Genomic DNA, 16430 nt, shown 5'->3' with positions numbered 1-16430 from the left:
TAATAACCAGTTAAGGCACATTTTTCTATGATGATACTACGTACCCTAACGGTACGCAGAGTTTAATTGCAGTAAATCAATCAGCAATGCATCAGCAGGCCAGTTTCTGTTGAACCTCTACTTTGCTCGGCGGCATGCAGCCATGGCGGGACACATTGATGCTCGCGGCAACAATAGCATGCTTAAGTGCAGGGCGAAGTTGTTTGTCTGACAGCAATGAGGGAGCAATAGTGTCGAGGTTTTCAGACCAGAGGTAAGCTAACAGCATACTGTAAAAGGTGTCACCCGCGCCGACGGTATCGCCGAACACGTCCGGACGAATTACCGGCATTGTAATTTCTATCGCTTGGGTGCATAAAAGTGCGCCCTTATCACCTTCAGTGTAAGCAAAGAGTGCATCCGGTATCAGCAACTTAAACTTTGCCAATGCATCGCTCAGTGGCATGTCCGGATACAGTTTACTCAGGTCTTCGTCGCTTGCTTTAACGTAATCGCAAAGTGGCATCAGCTCTTCAATGCCGGCACTGTAGGCGGCTTTATCGGTAACGAAATCCATTCTGATATTAATGTCTATGCTGATCCTGACCCCTCTGGATTTGGCAAAAGCTAAAAGTGTTTTAACTTTTGTTAAGTCCTCAGGCTCCAATGCCAAAGAGCCGGTGTGCAATATGCGGGTTTTTTCCGGCAGGCAAGAAACCAGCAACCCGGTACTGATATCCCTGTCGGCAACGTGATGGCGGTAAATACTATAATGTGGCTGGCGCTGTGCATCTAACGTGACGATAGCCGCCGAGCTTGGTAGCGCTGAGCGATGCGGCGCACCATACTCAACACCCTGTGTTTGCATATAGCTCAGAAAGTTGTCACCAAACCTGTCCTGTGAAATGGGCGAAAGGTATGTAACAGGCACTTCCTGTTTGGCAATGCCAATTGCAACGTTAAACGGTGATCCCCCCAGATGAGGGCAAAAATTTCCATCAGGCTGCATTAACAGATCAACAACGTTCTCTCCAAGCACCGCAATCATAGTGTTCTCCGTGTTCATTTAAGGTGCAAACGCCACCTCGTCAATAGTAATGAGCCGTGTATCCTGGCGTTACCATGCTTTCTGTCATATGTCACCTATTCTGTTTTAGCTTTATAACTAAATCAATGTTATTTTTTATTTTATGTTTGTTATTTATAACTTAAATAATTAAGTTGCTGTTTTAAAAGAAAAATAAATATAGATTTCAAAGCGGATGCTTGATTATTTCTTAATTATTGCATTTTTCTGAACTGGTCAAACTTGATTAACTAAAACTGTGTTGTATATTGGTGCATGGATGGTCGAATAATGTGCAATATGCAAAACAGGAAAATTGACGGTTTCCAAACATGCATGTGAAAACTGCCCTTAGTTGATACTGCAAAGGGCCAGTACGGCCGGAACAGACCGCCAAAAGATAATAATTAATAGAAATCACTTCTTCTATAACAGCAAACTTTGGGGCCAGGCAGAGTTGATGTCGTCTGGCCCGATGCAGAGATGCTGTCTCTGAAGAAAAATAAAACGAGACGGGGGAGCTATGAAAAAACAAACTTTTGCGTTAAGTGCACTATGCTGTGCATTGCAAAGTGCAGGACTGGCAGCGCAGGTGCAACAGGACTCAGTGCCTGATGAATTGGTCGTGCAGCAACAAAACTCCGAAGCGCAACAAAGCGCTCTGGAGAAGAAAGAAAAAGAAGTTGAAACCATAGTGGTGGTTGGTTACAGCAGCACGCGGCAGGAAGATATTACCGGTGCAGCAGTCGATGTGAAAATCGCCGATGTGAAAGATTTGTCCTCAGCCAATATTATGCAGAATTTGCAGGGGCGGGTGCCTGGCGTACAGATCCTGACCAACGGTAATCCAAATTCAACCGCTCAGGTAAAAATTCGCGGTCAGGGGCTTGGACCACTGGGGTATAACGACCCGTTATACGTGGTAGACGGTGTGCCAATGAACTCCGGTTTGCACGAGATTAACAGCAACGATATTGAATCACTTGTGGTATTGCGTGATGCGGCCAGCGCAAGTATTTACGGGGCGCGGGCAGCGAATGGCGTCATTATCATTACCACCAAGAAAGGTAGCGGTGAGCCAAAGTTTGAAGTTAAATTAAATACCTCAACGGAAGACTTCGAGTACGACCTCAATCCGCTAAATACCAAGCAACGTGCCGAAGTTGTCTGGCGCGCTGCCGTTAATGACAGGGCTAACCCGAATAATGTCAGCCCGCTGTATCAGTACGACTGGAACGGTGACTACGATAATCCGCAGCTTAACAATGTCATTCTGAACACTTACATTGACAGTGCGCAAACCATGCGCCCGGCTGATACCGACTGGTTTGATGAGGTGACCCGGCGTTCTACGTCAAAAGATTTAAACCTGTCTTATTCCAGCGGCAGTGATACTTCAGCGGTGTACGCATCATTTGGATATCTTGATCGCAACGGTGTAGTGAAAAGCTCTGAATTTACCCGCATCAGTGGCCGGGTTAATTCACATGTTGAGCTATTTGACGGCAAAGTGCGGGTAGGTGAAAACCTTGCCCTGACTGATCAGAAGCAGAATCTGGTCAACGATCTGGCTGGCGGCATTCTTGGCCTGGCGATTGAGCAACAGTCTATTATCCCAATACGCACTGAAGATGGCACTGGCTGGGGCGGGCCAACTGCCGGTATCACAGACCGTGATAATCCGGTACGGCTGTTGGAAATGAACAAAGACAACACCAACAGATTTAACAAGGTGCTTGGCAATGTTTATGTCGAATATCTGCCGCTGGATGATTTAACGCTGCGGACCAACTATGGCCTGAGTTATGGCAATTTTAAGTTTCGTAATTTCACCAAAGCGTTTCAGGCTGGCAGCCTGAATTTTAATGACCGTCTTACGGTGACGGACGACTGGAACAAAACCACTGTCTGGTCAAATACTGCAGAGTACAAATACTTACTGAATTATGACCATATGTTTACCCTGTTGGTGGGTAATGAAACGGTTGAGTTTGAGAGTGAGTTTTTTAGCGCTTCCGGTTCCGGTTTTGCGTCACAAGACCGTGACTATGCCTTTTTAGATCAGGCAACCAGCGGCATTACTGCCAACGGTTTTGCTGATGGCTGGACGCTGAAATCTTACTTTACCAAACTCGACTATGACTATGACAGAAAGTATCTGGCGTCTTTTACATTGCGCCGCGATGGTTCGTCCCGCTTTGGCGAGAATAATCAGTGGGGTAATTTTCCGGCGGCGTCGGTAGGCTGGCGTGTTTCAGATGAGGATTTCTTTAAGTTTGATGCGATGAACCAGCTGAAATTCAGAGCCAGCTGGGGACAAAATGGTAACCAGGAAATTAATACCCGGGCGACTTCATCCATTTTTCAGTCACGTTACGCCACACAGTCGCTGTTTACCAATGAACAGGATGAAGGTACCGCGTATGATTTGACCGGCAGTGATCAGGGCAATCTGCCGTCTGGCTTTGCCAAAGTCAGCTCCGGTAACCCGGACTTAAAGTGGGAAACATCAACCCAGCTGAACCTGGGGGTGGATTTTGATTTCTTTGACAGTGCGTTATACGGCAGCTTTGACTGGTTCAGAAAGCGCACCGAAGATATTCTGACCACAACGCAGCCGCTGGCGACAGAAGGCGAAGGTGCGCAGATGATCGTTAATGGTGGCACCATCGAAAACACCGGTATCGAGCTGATGCTGGGTTATACCGATGAGTTTACTGTGGCCAGCCTGGGGAGCTTTACGTTCGATATTACCGGTAATATTTCAACCGCAAAAAACAAGGTCATTGCGCTGCCTGACTCGGTAGTGAACTCATTTGGCGGTAACGGCCGGGATAAAACCATTCTGGGCAAGTCGGTAAATTCGGTATTTGGTTATGTTACCGATGGCTTGTTCCAAAGTGCGGAAGAAGTTGCCGCTCATGCCAGCCAGCCTGGCGCGGCTCCTGGCCGGATACGTTATGTTGACCTTAATGGTGACGGTATTATTAACGATCAGGATCAGGATTTCTTTACCAATACCGATCCGGATTTTATCTACGGCCTGAATTTCACGCTGACCTACGGCCGTTGGGACTTCAATATGTTCTGGCAAGGTGTGAAAGGCGGCAGTGTTCGTAACAGCTGGCGCTTGTTTACTGATTTCACCTCACTGAATATCGGCTCTAACTATGGCGACAGAACGCTGAATGCCTGGACAGCAGGTAATACTGACACCAATGTGCCGGCATTAACCTTACTGGATAACAACAATGAAGCCAGAGAGTCCAGTTTCTACTGGGAGGATGGTTCATATCTGAAGCTGCGCAATCTTTCTATCGCATACAACATCGACCCGGCAATTCTTGATGCAAGGGTTTACTTAAGTGCACAGAACTTACTGACGATAACGCCAAGCGGCACTTTAAGTCAGGATCCTGAGGCGCCGAACAGTGTATTCCCCATTCCAAGAACCTTGACCCTGGGTCTGTCGATGACATTCTGAGTTGATGCTTAAATAGGACATGAATTATGTATAACAAACTAAAAGCAGGTGTAATGATAGTTGCCGGCACTGTGCTGCTGACAGTGGCGGGTTGTGGCGGTGATCTTGAGCAATCACCACAAGGCACCCTAACGGAAGAGCAAATTACCGGCGGTGGTAATCTGGAGGGGCTGGTGACGGCTACCTACTCTTACCTTGGCAATGATCACTATACTGCGCCAAACTTTCTTTGGCCTACAGGTAACTTGCGGGCCGGTGATGCACACAAAGGCGGCAATGGGCCCGGCGACATATTTGCCTACCATGCGCTGTCAATGTATACGTCGATTATTGCTGATATGGAGTCTTACCCACCGGATTTTGTTGACCTGAATAACAAGAAGTGGGTAAGGAACTACACTGCCATCTCAAGAGCCAATACCGCATTAAAGGCCCTTGGTAATGCCTCAGAGGCACAGTTTGCGAAAAAGACTATTCGAGAGGCTGAGCTGAGGTTTTTAAGGGCTTTTTTCTATTTCGATCTGAAAATACACCACAAGCATATCCCTTATGTTGATGAAACCATGTCATCAGAGCAGATTAAAGCGCTGACAAACTTTGATTTAACCGATCAGCAATTGTGGGACAAAATCGCCGCAGATTTCCAGTTTGCCGCCGACAACTTACCGGTTACCCAGAGTGAAATCGGCCGGGCCAATCAGTTAAGCGCCAAAGCTTATCTGGCGAAAACGAAGTTGTATCAGGCTTATGAGCAAAATGATGTGCATCAGGTCGTCAACATTGATCTGGAGAAACTGCAAACGGTGGTCGATCTGGTGGATGATATTGAAGACGCCGGTGTCTATGGTTTGCAAGATGACTTCGGACAAAACTTTCTGCACCGTTTTGAAAACAGCAAAGAGTCTGTGTTTGCTATTCAGCGCTCACGCAATGATGGCTCGCCGGATGGTCGTGGTTCCTGGCCAACAGCGCTGAATGCGCCTTTGCAAGGCGGCTTTGGTTGCTGCGGTTTTCATGTACCGACAGAGAATTTCGTGAACGCGTTTAAAACCGATGCTCAGGGGTTACCGCAGTTTGACAGCTTTAACAGCACCAATTATGTACTGGTGCAGGATGCGGTTGACCCAAGGTTAGACCACACCGTGGCCATGCAAGGTAAGCCGTTTAAATATGACAGCGAGCTGATGATTGAAAATGGTAATGCCTGGGCACGGGCGCCGGCAGTTTACGGCAATTTCATTTCAATGAAAGAGCTGGAGCATCCGGATTGTGAATGTCGTATACAAAACGGGCCCTTCCCGGTGTTTTCGATGAATACGGTGTTGATCCGTTTTGCCGATGTGTTGCTGTGGAAAGCAGAAGCGCTGATCGAACTCAATCGTCTGGACGAAGCTGTGCAAATCATCAACCGTTTACGCAGCCGGGCTATGAACAGCACAGCAATGCTGAATAATGCCAGTATTTACAATGTCGGGCTTTACACTGCATTTACGTCACAAGAGCAAGCCCGCCGGGCACTGCGTATGGAGCGACGGTTAGAACTTGGCCTGGAAGGACACCGTTTCTTTGACCTGGTGCGCTGGGGCGTAGCAAAACAGACATTAGATACTTATCTTGAAGTTGAACGTACCCGTAAGCCTTATTTACAGGAAGCCCTGTTCACCGCCGGGCGCGACGAGTATCTGCCGATCCCACAGCAACAAATCAATTTAAGTGGTGGATTGTATAAGCAACTACCCGGCTATTAATTGTATGGCAGCAGCTGAGCTCAGATGCTGCCATCTGTTAAAAAGGAATACAGTAAAATGAGAAAAACAGTTTTAGCTTTATGCTTAGCATTCAGTAGCACTATGGTACCCAATGCCTTGGCGGTAGAGGATTTATATCAGGAACCACACCGGCCGCAATTCCATTTCAGCCCAGAGCAGCAATGGATGAATGATCCTAATGGCATGGTGTATCTGGATGGTGAATACCACCTGTTTTATCAATATAACCCGTACAGTAATATCTGGGGGCCTATGCACTGGGGCCATGCTATCAGCAAAGATTTGGTGCATTGGGAGCAACAACCCATAGCGTTATATCCGGATCAACATGGCACCATCTTTTCAGGCAGTGCGGTGGTAGACTGGAACAATACCTCTGGTTTTGGTAGCAAAGACAAGCCAGCTATGGTGGCCATTTACACCTATCATGATCATTTGCAGGAAAACTTCGGCTCTGACACCTTCCAGTCGCAGGGTATTGCATACAGCTTAGATAACGGCAGAACCTGGACCAAGTACGACGCTAATCCCGTGCTGAAAAGCCCTGATATCAGGGATTTTCGCGACCCTAAAGTGAGCTGGCATGAAGATTCTTCCAGCTGGGTGATGTCGCTGGCGGTAAAAGATAAAATCAGCTTCTATACGTCAACCGACTTAAAAAACTGGCAGCATAGCGGTGATTTTGGTCAGGGCATTGGTGCGCACGGTGGTGTATGGGAATGCCCGGATCTTATTAAGATGCGGGTTAATGGCAGTGACGAAGAAAAGTATGTGTTACTGGTCAGTATTAACCCGGGCGGCCCGAATGGTGGCTCGGCCACACAGTACTTTGTCGGCGACTTTGATGGTAAAACCTTTAAACTTGATCCGGCATTTAACCAACAGCTTATGGCGGCGGAACAAGGCTCGCCTGCAAAACAAGCAGCAGTTTGGCTGGATTACGGTACCGACAACTATGCTGGTGTAACCTGGTCTGATGTGCCGCAGCAAGATGGCCGGCATCTGTTTATTGGTTGGATGAGCAACTGGCAATACGCCAATAAAGTACCGACCCAACGTTGGCGTAGTGCTATGACTATTGCCCGGCAGCTGGAATTAGAAAAGCGGGGTAACAGCTATATAGTCAGCTCGCAACCGGTAGCCAGCCTGTCGTCGTTGGCGACCGATACTAAAGTTGTACGCAATAGTAGTATTAAAGGCGGTCAAGCCGTTGAATTAGTTAAATTAACTAAATCTGCAGAGTTGGGCGAGCATATCAAACTTGAGCTGGATTTAAAGCAGTCCAAGCGGGTCGAACTATCATTTGAAAATGCAAAGCACAGCCTGAAACTAAAAATAGACGCCGTAGCGGGACAATTGATTTTAGACAGGACTAACGCCGGCATTGCCGACTTTGAAACCGGCTTTGCTTCTGTGCAACGGGCGCCACTAGATATTAAAGCTAGCGTCGTGCAGTTAGAGATATTTCTGGATACCTCTTCTATAGAAGTGTTTGCCGACAATGGCCGTACGGTGATGACCAGTGTGGTATTTCCTGAAGCACCCTATAGTCAGCTTAAACTCAGTACTGACAGTGCTGTTAACATTCAGCAGCTATCTATAGCGCAACTCAGGTCCATATGGCAAAAATAGCCATACCGGGTTGGTTGCCGGTTAACGACGGGTCGTTTTTTTAACAGCTAACCCTCCGCTAATTTATCGGGAAAAGCCTCTAAAATCAGAGGCTTTTTTATTGCCGCTTATCTAACCCTTGAAACCGCTGAGGTAGGCCCCCATTGCTAATATGGTTTTATACCACTTGGTATGTAATATCCATATTCACAGCGATGCGGAGCGCACATGATCCCTTTATCCATTTTAGATTTAGCCCCGGTTTCAGCAGGCAGCACTGTGGCCGACAGCTTTGCCGCCAGCAAAGCGTTGGCACAACATGCCGAGTCACTCGGTTACCATCGTTACTGGCTGGCCGAACACCATAATATGCCGGGCATTGCCAGTGCTGCTACGTCGTTATTAATCAGCCATTTAGCCTCTGCTACCTCGCGTATTCGTTTAGGTGCCGGTGGCATTATGCTGCCGAATCATTCGCCGCTGGTTATCGCCGAACAATTCGGCACGCTGGCAACCTTATACCCTAACCGTATCGACTTAGGCTTAGGCCGGGCACCAGGTAGCGACCAGGCCACAGCACGGGCATTACGGCGGCATAAAGTAGAAACCGAAGCGCAATTCCCGGCCGACATCGCCGAGTTACAACAGTATTTTGCCGCCGCCAGGCCAAATCAGTTAGTGCAGGCCGTGCCGGGGCAAGGGTTGCATGTGCCGCTATGGATATTAGGCTCCAGCTTATATGGAGCCCAATTAGCGGCGCAGTTGGGGTTGCCCTATGCATTTGCTTCGCATTTTGCCCCCGGCATGATGCAGCAGGCAGCAGAGCTGTACCGGCGTGAATTTAAACCCTCGGCACAACTGGATAAACCCTACCTGATGCTGGCGCTGAATGTGTTTGCAGCAGACACCGCAACTGAAGCCAAACGGCTGTTTAGCTCGCTGCAACAGCAGTTTGTTAACCTGACGCGCGGCACGCCCGGCTTATTGCCGGCGCCGGTGGATAGCATGGACACTATTTGGCAGCCGCATGAAAAAGCCTATGTACAGACAGCATTAGCCTGCTCTGTTGTCGGCGATGCCGCTGCGGTGCAGCAAGGCATTAAGGATTTTATCGCCAAACATAACCCCGACGAGCTGATGCTAACCAGCATGATGCACGACCCGCAAGCGCGGCAAACCAGTTACCGCATAGCGGCAGAGTTAATGGCATAACAAAGCACAGGTTTTTACCCGGCCACGATTGCTTACTACATTTGTTGCAGTAAAGCGGTTAAATCGGCCGGGCTGAAATGGTAGTTTTTATTGCAGTATTCGCAGTTAATGTCCAGTTTGCCTTCGGCAATATGCTCGTTAATGATGTCACGGCCCAGGCTGATAATGGCTGACGCGCATTTATCACGCGAGCAACCGCATATAAAGCTGACTTGCTGCGGGGCAAACAGTTCTACCTCTTCCTGATGGAATAAACGGTATAACAGTTGCTCGGCTGGCAGGCTGAATATTTCGTCTTTGGTTAGGGTATCGCTCAGAATCACTAAATCTTCAAAATCGGCTTTAGCTTTTTGCTGATCTACCGGCAATACCTGCAACATAAAACCCGCCGCTCGGCAGTGTGCTGCTTGTAAGTCGGTGTACAGGTATAACCGGGTGGGCAGTTGTTCTGACTGAGCAAAATAGGCTTCCAGGGTACTGGTTAAGCTGTCGCCGCTTAGCGGGATAATACCCTGATAACGCTCGCCCTGTTTTGGCGTAATGGTTACCAGCAGATAGCCTTCACCAATCAGCTCGCGAAAACTATCACCGGAAATTTCTGCCTGCATCCGCACTACACCGCGAAATTGCTGTTGATCAGTGCCATTTACCGCAGCAAAACGTATCGGGCCATCGCCCTGAATTTGCACGGCAATATCGCCATCCAGTTTCAAAGTGGCGGTTAGTAAACTGGTGGCTGCCACCAGCTCGGCCAGCAGCTGTTTCACCGGCTGCGGGTAATCATGATGTAACAGCATCTGATCAAGGCTGTCTGCCAGTTGTACCAACTCGCCACGTACGTTGCGGTTTTGAAATAAAAAGCGGAATAAATTATCTGAATTCATGCTGTTCTCTTACTGCTGCGATTTTAATAAAAGCAGCTTACGCCGCTCTTTTTTGTCTGGTTTAGTATCCGGGTGCGGAGCAAACAAGCTGTTGGTTTTTCTCAGCTCGGCCCGTTTTAACCGCTGATCAATGCTGTCGGCTGTTTCTTCATACAGCTGCTGCGCCAAAGGTGCAGCCAGGCGTTTTTCCGACAAACCCAGCACTATTACTACTTTTTCATCTGTGCCTTGCGGCAGGCGCACTATGGCGCCAGTTTCTACCGTTCTGCTGGCTTTGCAGCGCTGGCCATTATAATGTACTTTACCGCCTTCGATCATTTCTTTGGCTAAAGCGCGGGTTTTATAAAAGCGGCAGGCCCACAACCATTTATCTAACCGTAATGTTGGGGTGGTATCCTGCGTGGATTGTTTTGCTGACGACATAATTTACACTGTGTGGTCGAACTAAGATCGCCATTATAGTGCCAAAGCAGGCGAAATGGCGGCAGATACGAAAAAAACATGGTTAATACCTTGTAAATTTCGGCGCTGGCCTTGTTGGCTGCCGGACAACTGGGTAAGATAAATTTCTCTCTTAAAGTAGAAGTGTGCAATGAAGCCGTTATTAGACACGCAGCAGTTAGCGAGACAACTACAAAAGGTGCCACTAAACCGGGTGCAGCAGGTGCTGAACCTGATGTTGGTTATTCTGCTGGCATGGTTACTGGCACGCTTTAGCTGGCAACTGGTACCGGCCCCTGAAAATAATGCCCTGCCACCCGCCAGCGGGCCTGCGGCGGCAGTAAAGCAAAGCGGTGGCGTTAGCCTGGCAGCGTTAACCGGTTTCTCGTTATTTGGCAAAGCATCTGCCGTGCCGGTACAACAAGCTGCACCTGTGGTAACTGAAGCGCCAAAAACCCAGCTAAATGTTAAGTTAACCGGTCTGGTTGCGGTGGGCGCCAGCCCGAATCAGGGTAGTGCCATTATAGAAAGTCGCGGCAGCGAGGCAACCTACGCCATTGACGACACCATTGAAGGCACCAGTGCAGTGTTAAAACAGGTGTTAGCCGACCGGGTGTTGTTGCAGCAAGCCGGGCGTTATGAAACCCTGATGCTGGATGGCTTTGAATACACGCAAATTGCACAGGCTAATGCTGGCCTTGGCCGTTCTGACGAGCAAATGGAAGAGCCTTATACCGATATGGCACCGGCACCCGAGCCGATGGAAATGCAACCGTTGCAGGTAAGTGAAGATTTGGATGCGCGTCGCGACGAGCTGATTGCCCAGCCGATGAAGTTTTTTGACTATATCCGGGTTTCACCCCACCGGGATAACGGCCAACTGGCGGGATACCGCTTAATGCCGGGCAAAGACCCGTCCTTATTTACTCAGCTTGGCTTGCAGCCTAATGATTTGGCTGTAGAAATTAATGGTATTCGTTTAAATGATATGCAGCAGGCAATGAACGTAATTAATGAATTGCGCGATGCCAAAGAAGCGGCAATAAAAGTAGAGCGCGATGGCGAGATCAGGGATATTCTGGTTAGTCTGTCACAATAATTATTAAAACTAATTGGTTATAAATTAATGAAATCAGGGCAATTTTCTTTATTCTCCCGCCGTTCGCTGGCCAGTTTGCTGGTGGCGGCCGCGCTTACTGCCGTTGTTCCGGGTGTGTCTGTTGTGGCACAGGAAGAAGTAATGTATTCGCCTAACTTTAAAGGCACTGATATTAATGAGTTTATTAATATCGTCGGTATGAATCTGAAGAAAACCATTATTGTTGATCCGCAGGTACGTGGCCGCATTAATGTGCGCAGCTACGAAATGCTGAACGAAAAACAATATTATCAGTTTTTCCTCAACGTACTGGAAGTGTACAGCTTTGCTGTGGTGGAAATGGATAATGGCGTATTGAAAGTTGTACGCAACAAAGACGCCAAAACCAGCAATATACCTGTGGTAACCGATGATGCACCGGGCCAGGGTGACGAAATGGTTACCCGTGTGGTGCAGGTGCGTAATGTGTCGGTTCGTGAGTTGGCGCCGTTATTACGCCAGTTTAGTAACCAGGCCGGTGGCGGCCACGTAGTAAACTACGACCCGTCTAACGTGATTATGATGACCGGCCCGGCCGCGGTGGTAAACCGGCTGGTAGATATTATTCAGCGGGTAGATAAAGCCGGCGATCAGGAACTGGAAATTGTCAAAATGCAGTTCGCCTCGGCACCGGAAATTGTGCGGATACTTGAAAGCATTTATAAAAGCCAGGGACGGGCTGAACAGCCAGATTTTCTGGTGCCGCGTATTGTGGCTGACGAGCGCACCAACAGTGTGATTGTCAGCGGCGAATTACAGGCGCGCCAGCGTGTAATTGAGCTGGCCAAACGGCTGGACAGCGAACTGCAAACCAGCGGCAATACCCGGGTGTTTTACTTAAAATACGCCAAAGCGGAAGAGTTGGTACCGGTGCTAAAAGGCGTTAGTGAATCAATAGTAGCAGAAGTACAGGGCGCCGCAGGTGCTGCCGGAGCACAGGGCGGGCGCAGTGCCTCCGCCAATACCGGCCGGGCTATCAGTATTGAAGCCCACGCCGACAGTAACTCACTGGTAATCACCGCCCAGCCGGATATGATGCGCTCGTTAGAAGAAGTGCTGCGCCAGTTGGATATCCGCCGTGCCCAGGTACTGGTTGAAGCCATTATTGTTGAAGTATTTGAAGGTGATGGTACCGATTTAGGCGTGCAGTGGCTTAATAAGAACGGCGGAGGTACTAACTTTAGTAATGGCAATACCATTTCTATTATTGATGCTGCCGGTGCAGCTTTAGCTGCCAGGCCAATTAGGAACCCACCTCGGGTTGAACAATCAACTATTCCTGGTGTTCCCAGCGTAACTATACCTGTGCCGGATACAGAAGGTGACTACACGCTTGCAGGGCAGGTATTGGGCGGATTAAATGGGGCTTTGCTGGGCTTTGTCAGCGGCGATTGGGCCGCTCTTGTGCAGGCGGTACGCACCAGCACTAACTCCAATGTGCTGGCCACGCCGCATATTACTACTATGGATAACCAGGAAGCGTTCTTTCTGGTAGGCCAGGAAGTGCCGGTTATTACCGGCTCTACCACTGGTTCCAATAATACCAACCCGTTCCAGCAGGTAGATCGGCAGGAGGTGGGTATTAAGCTTAAAGTGACACCGCAAATTAACGAAGGCGATGCGGTGCAATTAACCATTGAACAGGAAGTGTCCAGTATTGGTGGCGCCACTGCGGTGGATATCACCATTAATAAACGTGAAATTAAAACCACGGTTATGGCCGATGACGGTGCTACTGTGGTGCTGGGCGGCTTAATTGATGAAGACGTGCAGGAAAGCGAATCCAAGGTGCCAATTTTAGGCGATATTCCTATTTTGGGGCATTTGTTTAAATCGACCAGTGTTACCAAACAAAAACGTAACCTGATGGTATTTATTAAAGCTACTATAGTACGCGAAGGTTCGGCCATTTCCGGTATTTCGAAAACCAAATATAACTATATTCGCGCCGAGCAGTTAAAGCGTGAAGAAGCCGGTATCCGCTTAATGCCAAATACCAAGCAGGTGGTGATGCCAGAGTGGGATGAATCACTGACATTACCGCCTACTTTTGATGATTATATGAACAAGCAACAACCACCGGCCGGTGTTGAGCAAGGGAAGCAAGACTAATGGACGCGCTGGAAGCAGAACAGGTAAAACCGGCCAGTAGCCGCATCCGCCTGCCGTTCGGCTTTGCCAAACGCCACGGTGTCTTGCTGAAACTACAGGCCGATGAGGGCTGGCGCTTATATATTCATACCGCGACCACCGCTGCTGCCGTGTTGGAAGTGCGCCGTATGCTGGCAGAGCCGTTTCAGATTCAGCGTTTATCGGCGGTAGAATTTGAAGCCATGCTGGAAGCCAGCTACCAGCGGGACTCCAGCGAAGCGCAGCAGCTAATGGAAGATATAGGTAACGAAGTTAACCTGGCTTCACTGGCTGATGATATTCAGGAAAGCGAAGACTTACTGGAAAATGAAGACGACGCGCCTATTATCAAGCTGATTAACGCCATGCTGGGCGAAGCCATTAAGCTGGGTGCGTCCGATATTCATGTGGAAACCTTTGAAAAAGCGCTGATAGTGCGTTTTCGGGTAGACGGTATTTTGCGCGAAGTACTGCGGCCAAACCGGCGCTTGTCCAGCTTGCTGGTGTCGCGTATTAAAGTAATGGCCAAACTGGATATTGCCGAAAAGCGTGTGCCGCAGGATGGCCGTATCAGCCTGCGCATTGCCGGCCGGGCGGTGGATGTGCGGGTATCTACTATGCCGTCCAGCCATGGCGAGCGGGTGGTAATGCGTTTGCTGGATAAAAACAATTCCCACCTGAATTTAGCTGATTTAGGCATGACATTGTCAGTGCAGCAGGCGTTTTCGCAGCTTATTTTAAAGCCGCACGGCATTATTCTGGTTACCGGCCCTACCGGTTCCGGTAAAAGTACTACTTTGTATGCCGGTTTAACCGAAATTAATACCAAAGATCGCAATATTCTTACCGTAGAAGACCCGATTGAATACGAGCTGGAAGGTATTGGCCAAACCCAGGTTAATACTAAAGTGAGCATGACCTTCGCCCGTGGCTTGCGCGCTATATTACGGCAAGACCCTGATGTAGTGATGGTAGGTGAAATACGCGATCTGGAAACCGCACAAATTGCTGTACAGGCCAGTTTGACCGGCCATTTGGTGTTATCTACGTTGCACACCAATACAGCCGCCGGTGCCATTACCCGGTTGGAAGATATGGGCGTAGAAGCGTTTTTATTATCGTCCAGCTTGCTGGGTGTATTGGCACAGCGCTTAGTGCGTACCTTATGTATACACTGTAAAGAAGCGCATGAACCTGATAAAGAAGAGCGTAGCCTGCTAAGTGTGACCAAAAAAGAAGGCGTACTGATCTACCGCGCCAAAGGGTGCGATCAATGTAACTTTACCGGCTACCGTGGCCGTACCGGTATTCATGAACTGTTACTGGTAGACGAGCATATCCGCGAGCTTATTCACAACGGCAAGGGTGAGCAGGCCATTGAAAAATATGTGCGCCAGCACAGCCCCAGCATCCGCGCCGATGGTTTTAGCAAAGTGCTCAGTGGCGAAACCACGCTGGAAGAAGTGCTGCGTGTTACGCGTGAGGATGTATAGTGCCAGCCTTTGAATATCAGGCACTGGATGCCAGAGGCAAAAACAGCAAAGGTGTGCTTGAGGCCGATAATGCCCGCCATGCCCGCTCGTTATTGCGTGAACAAAAATTAACACCGGTTAGCGTGGCGCTGGCGTCACAGCAGGAAAAAATGCTCGCCTCGGGTAAGCAATGGTTTAAGCGTAATATTTCCGCCTCCGAGCTGGCGCTTATTACCCGCCAGTTGGCTACGCTGGTTGAAGCTGCCCTGCCGATTGAAAGCGCATTGCTGGCCGTTGCCGAGCAATGCGACAAGCCACGGCTAACCAATATGATGATGACTGTGCGCTCTAAGGTAGTGGAAGGTTACAGCCTGGCTGAAGGCTTAGCTGAGTTTCCCTATGTATTTGACCATTTATTCCGCTCTATGGTGGCAGCGGGGGAAAAATCCGGCCATTTGGATCAGGTGTTAAACCGGCTGGCCGATTACACAGAGCAGCGCCAGCATATGCGCAGCCAGATTTTGCAGGCCCTGCTGTACCCTATTATTCTGACCTGTTTTGCCGTGCTGGTGATATCAATCCTGCTGGCGGCGGTGGTACCCAAAATTGTCGGCCAGTTTGAGCATATGGGCCAAACCCTGCCCGGCACAACCTTGTTTTTAATTGCCGCCAGTGACTTTTTACGCGCTTACGGCATCTTTGTCCTGATTGGTTTTATGCTGTTGCTGGTGCTGTTTAAACGGGCGCTACGTAAACCAGCGTTTCGTTTTCGCTGGGATGCACTGGTGCTAAAAAGCCGCATTATGGGCAAAGTAACGAAAGGGCTGAATACCGCCCGCTTTGCCCGTACCTTAAGTATTCTCAATGCCTCAGCAGTGCCGTTACTGGAAGCTATGCGCATTAGCGCCGATGTGCTTAGCAATACTTATATGCGCCAGGCAGTAACAGATGCCACGGCAAGGGTGCGTGAAGGTACTTCGCTACGTAACGCGCTGGAGCAAACCAAGCTGTTTCCGCCGATGATGCTGCATATGATTGCCAGCGGCGAAAAAAGCGGCCAGCTTGATTCAATGCTCGAGCGCGCTGCCAATACGCAGGACCGCGAGTTTGAAACCTTAGTTACAGTGTCGTTAAAAGTGTTTGAACCGGTGTTAGTAGCGGTAATGGCCGGTATGGTGTTATTTATTGTCATGGCGATTTTGCAGCCGATTTTAGCGTTAAACAATATGGTAGGTGGTGGTTAA

The 16430-nt window shown here is 49.0% G+C and carries 11 protein-coding genes; 8 read left to right on the top strand and 3 right to left on the bottom strand.

Annotation, left to right across the window (positions count from 1 at the left end; translation table 11 throughout):
* Positions 1 to 91: 91 nt before the first annotated feature.
* Positions 92 to 1027, bottom strand: a complete 936-nt coding sequence (locus tag MJX74_RS02680; RefSeq protein WP_240220670.1) for a carbohydrate kinase family protein — start codon at positions 1025 to 1027, stop codon at positions 92 to 94.
* A 541-nt stretch (positions 1028 to 1568) separates the two neighbouring features.
* Between MJX74_RS02680 and MJX74_RS02675 the strand changes: the two genes are divergently transcribed.
* The 4 genes from MJX74_RS02675 (at position 1569) to MJX74_RS02660 (ending at position 9121) form a co-directional block, all read left to right on the top strand.
* Entirely contained in the window at positions 1569 to 4529 is a 2961-nt protein-coding gene (locus MJX74_RS02675) for a SusC/RagA family TonB-linked outer membrane protein (protein WP_240220668.1), read from the top strand.
* 26 nt (positions 4530 to 4555) lie between these two features.
* Complete coding sequence (locus MJX74_RS02670; RefSeq protein WP_240220666.1) at positions 4556 to 6277, top strand: RagB/SusD family nutrient uptake outer membrane protein; 1722 nt, start codon at positions 4556 to 4558, stop codon at positions 6275 to 6277.
* 57 nt (positions 6278 to 6334) lie between these two features.
* The gene (locus tag MJX74_RS02665; protein ID WP_240220664.1) at positions 6335 to 7930 is read left to right on the top strand and encodes a glycoside hydrolase family 32 protein; all 1596 of its coding nucleotides are present in this window, start codon (positions 6335 to 6337) and stop codon (positions 7928 to 7930) included.
* A 207-nt stretch (positions 7931 to 8137) separates the two neighbouring features.
* Positions 8138 to 9121 carry an LLM class flavin-dependent oxidoreductase gene (locus MJX74_RS02660; RefSeq protein WP_240220662.1) on the top strand — a complete coding sequence of 328 codons (984 nt, stop codon included), beginning with the start codon at positions 8138 to 8140 and terminating at the stop codon, positions 9119 to 9121.
* 35 nt (positions 9122 to 9156) lie between these two features.
* On the opposite strand, the gene hslO is transcribed toward MJX74_RS02660, so the two are convergent.
* Complete coding sequence (hslO, locus tag MJX74_RS02655; protein ID WP_240220659.1) at positions 9157 to 10005, bottom strand: Hsp33 family molecular chaperone HslO; 849 nt, start codon at positions 10003 to 10005, stop codon at positions 9157 to 9159.
* Between the two features lie 9 nt (positions 10006 to 10014).
* On the bottom strand, positions 10015 to 10428 hold the full coding sequence (hslR, locus tag MJX74_RS02650) for a ribosome-associated heat shock protein Hsp15 (protein WP_240220657.1): 414 nt from the start codon (positions 10426 to 10428) through the stop codon (positions 10015 to 10017).
* 169 nt (positions 10429 to 10597) lie between these two features.
* On the opposite strand from hslR, the gene gspC reads away from it, so the two are divergent.
* From gspC to gspF, 4 genes are read left to right on the top strand one after another with little or no spacing between them, the layout of a single operon-like run.
* Positions 10598 to 11545 (top strand): type II secretion system protein GspC, encoded by a 948-nt coding sequence (gspC, locus tag MJX74_RS02645; RefSeq protein ID WP_240220655.1) that lies wholly within the window; start codon positions 10598 to 10600, stop codon positions 11543 to 11545.
* Positions 11546 to 11572: 27 nt separating this feature from the next.
* On the top strand, positions 11573 to 13696 hold the full coding sequence (gene gspD / locus MJX74_RS02640; RefSeq protein WP_240220654.1) for a type II secretion system secretin GspD: 2124 nt from the start codon (positions 11573 to 11575) through the stop codon (positions 13694 to 13696).
* Positions 13696 to 15207 (top strand): type II secretion system ATPase GspE, encoded by a 1512-nt coding sequence (gene gspE / locus MJX74_RS02635; protein ID WP_240220653.1) that lies wholly within the window; start codon positions 13696 to 13698, stop codon positions 15205 to 15207. Before gspD ends, gspE begins: the two co-directional genes overlap by 1 nt.
* Complete coding sequence (gene gspF / locus MJX74_RS02630; RefSeq protein WP_068236881.1) at positions 15207 to 16430, top strand: type II secretion system inner membrane protein GspF; 1224 nt, start codon at positions 15207 to 15209, stop codon at positions 16428 to 16430. The genes gspE and gspF overlap by 1 nt, the downstream gene beginning before the upstream one ends.

Origin of the sequence: Rheinheimera hassiensis, assembly GCF_022436675.1 — a bacterium.
GTDB classification, from domain to species: domain Bacteria; phylum Pseudomonadota; class Gammaproteobacteria; order Enterobacterales; family Alteromonadaceae; genus Alishewanella; species Alishewanella hassiensis.
This window is presented reverse-complemented; position numbering and strand designations above follow the sequence as displayed.

Bases quoted from the DNA above. Each gene is read 5' to 3' on its own strand.
- MJX74_RS02680 (WP_240220670.1), bottom strand. From the start codon at position 1,027: ATGATTGCGGTGCTTGGAGAGAACGTTGTTGATCTGTTAATGCAGCCT.
- MJX74_RS02675 (WP_240220668.1), top strand. From the start codon at position 1,569: ATGAAAAAACAAACTTTTGCGTTAAGTGCACTATGCTGTGCATTGCAA.
- MJX74_RS02670 (WP_240220666.1), top strand. From the start codon at position 4,556: ATGTATAACAAACTAAAAGCAGGTGTAATGATAGTTGCCGGCACTGTG.
- MJX74_RS02665 (WP_240220664.1), top strand. From the start codon at position 6,335: ATGAGAAAAACAGTTTTAGCTTTATGCTTAGCATTCAGTAGCACTATG.
- MJX74_RS02660 (WP_240220662.1), top strand. From the start codon at position 8,138: ATGATCCCTTTATCCATTTTAGATTTAGCCCCGGTTTCAGCAGGCAGC.
- hslO (WP_240220659.1), bottom strand. From the start codon at position 10,005: ATGAATTCAGATAATTTATTCCGCTTTTTATTTCAAAACCGCAACGTA.
- hslR (WP_240220657.1), bottom strand. From the start codon at position 10,428: ATGTCGTCAGCAAAACAATCCACGCAGGATACCACCCCAACATTACGG.
- gspC (WP_240220655.1), top strand. From the start codon at position 10,598: ATGAAGCCGTTATTAGACACGCAGCAGTTAGCGAGACAACTACAAAAG.
- gspD (WP_240220654.1), top strand. From the start codon at position 11,573: ATGAAATCAGGGCAATTTTCTTTATTCTCCCGCCGTTCGCTGGCCAGT.
- gspE (WP_240220653.1), top strand. From the start codon at position 13,696: ATGGACGCGCTGGAAGCAGAACAGGTAAAACCGGCCAGTAGCCGCATC.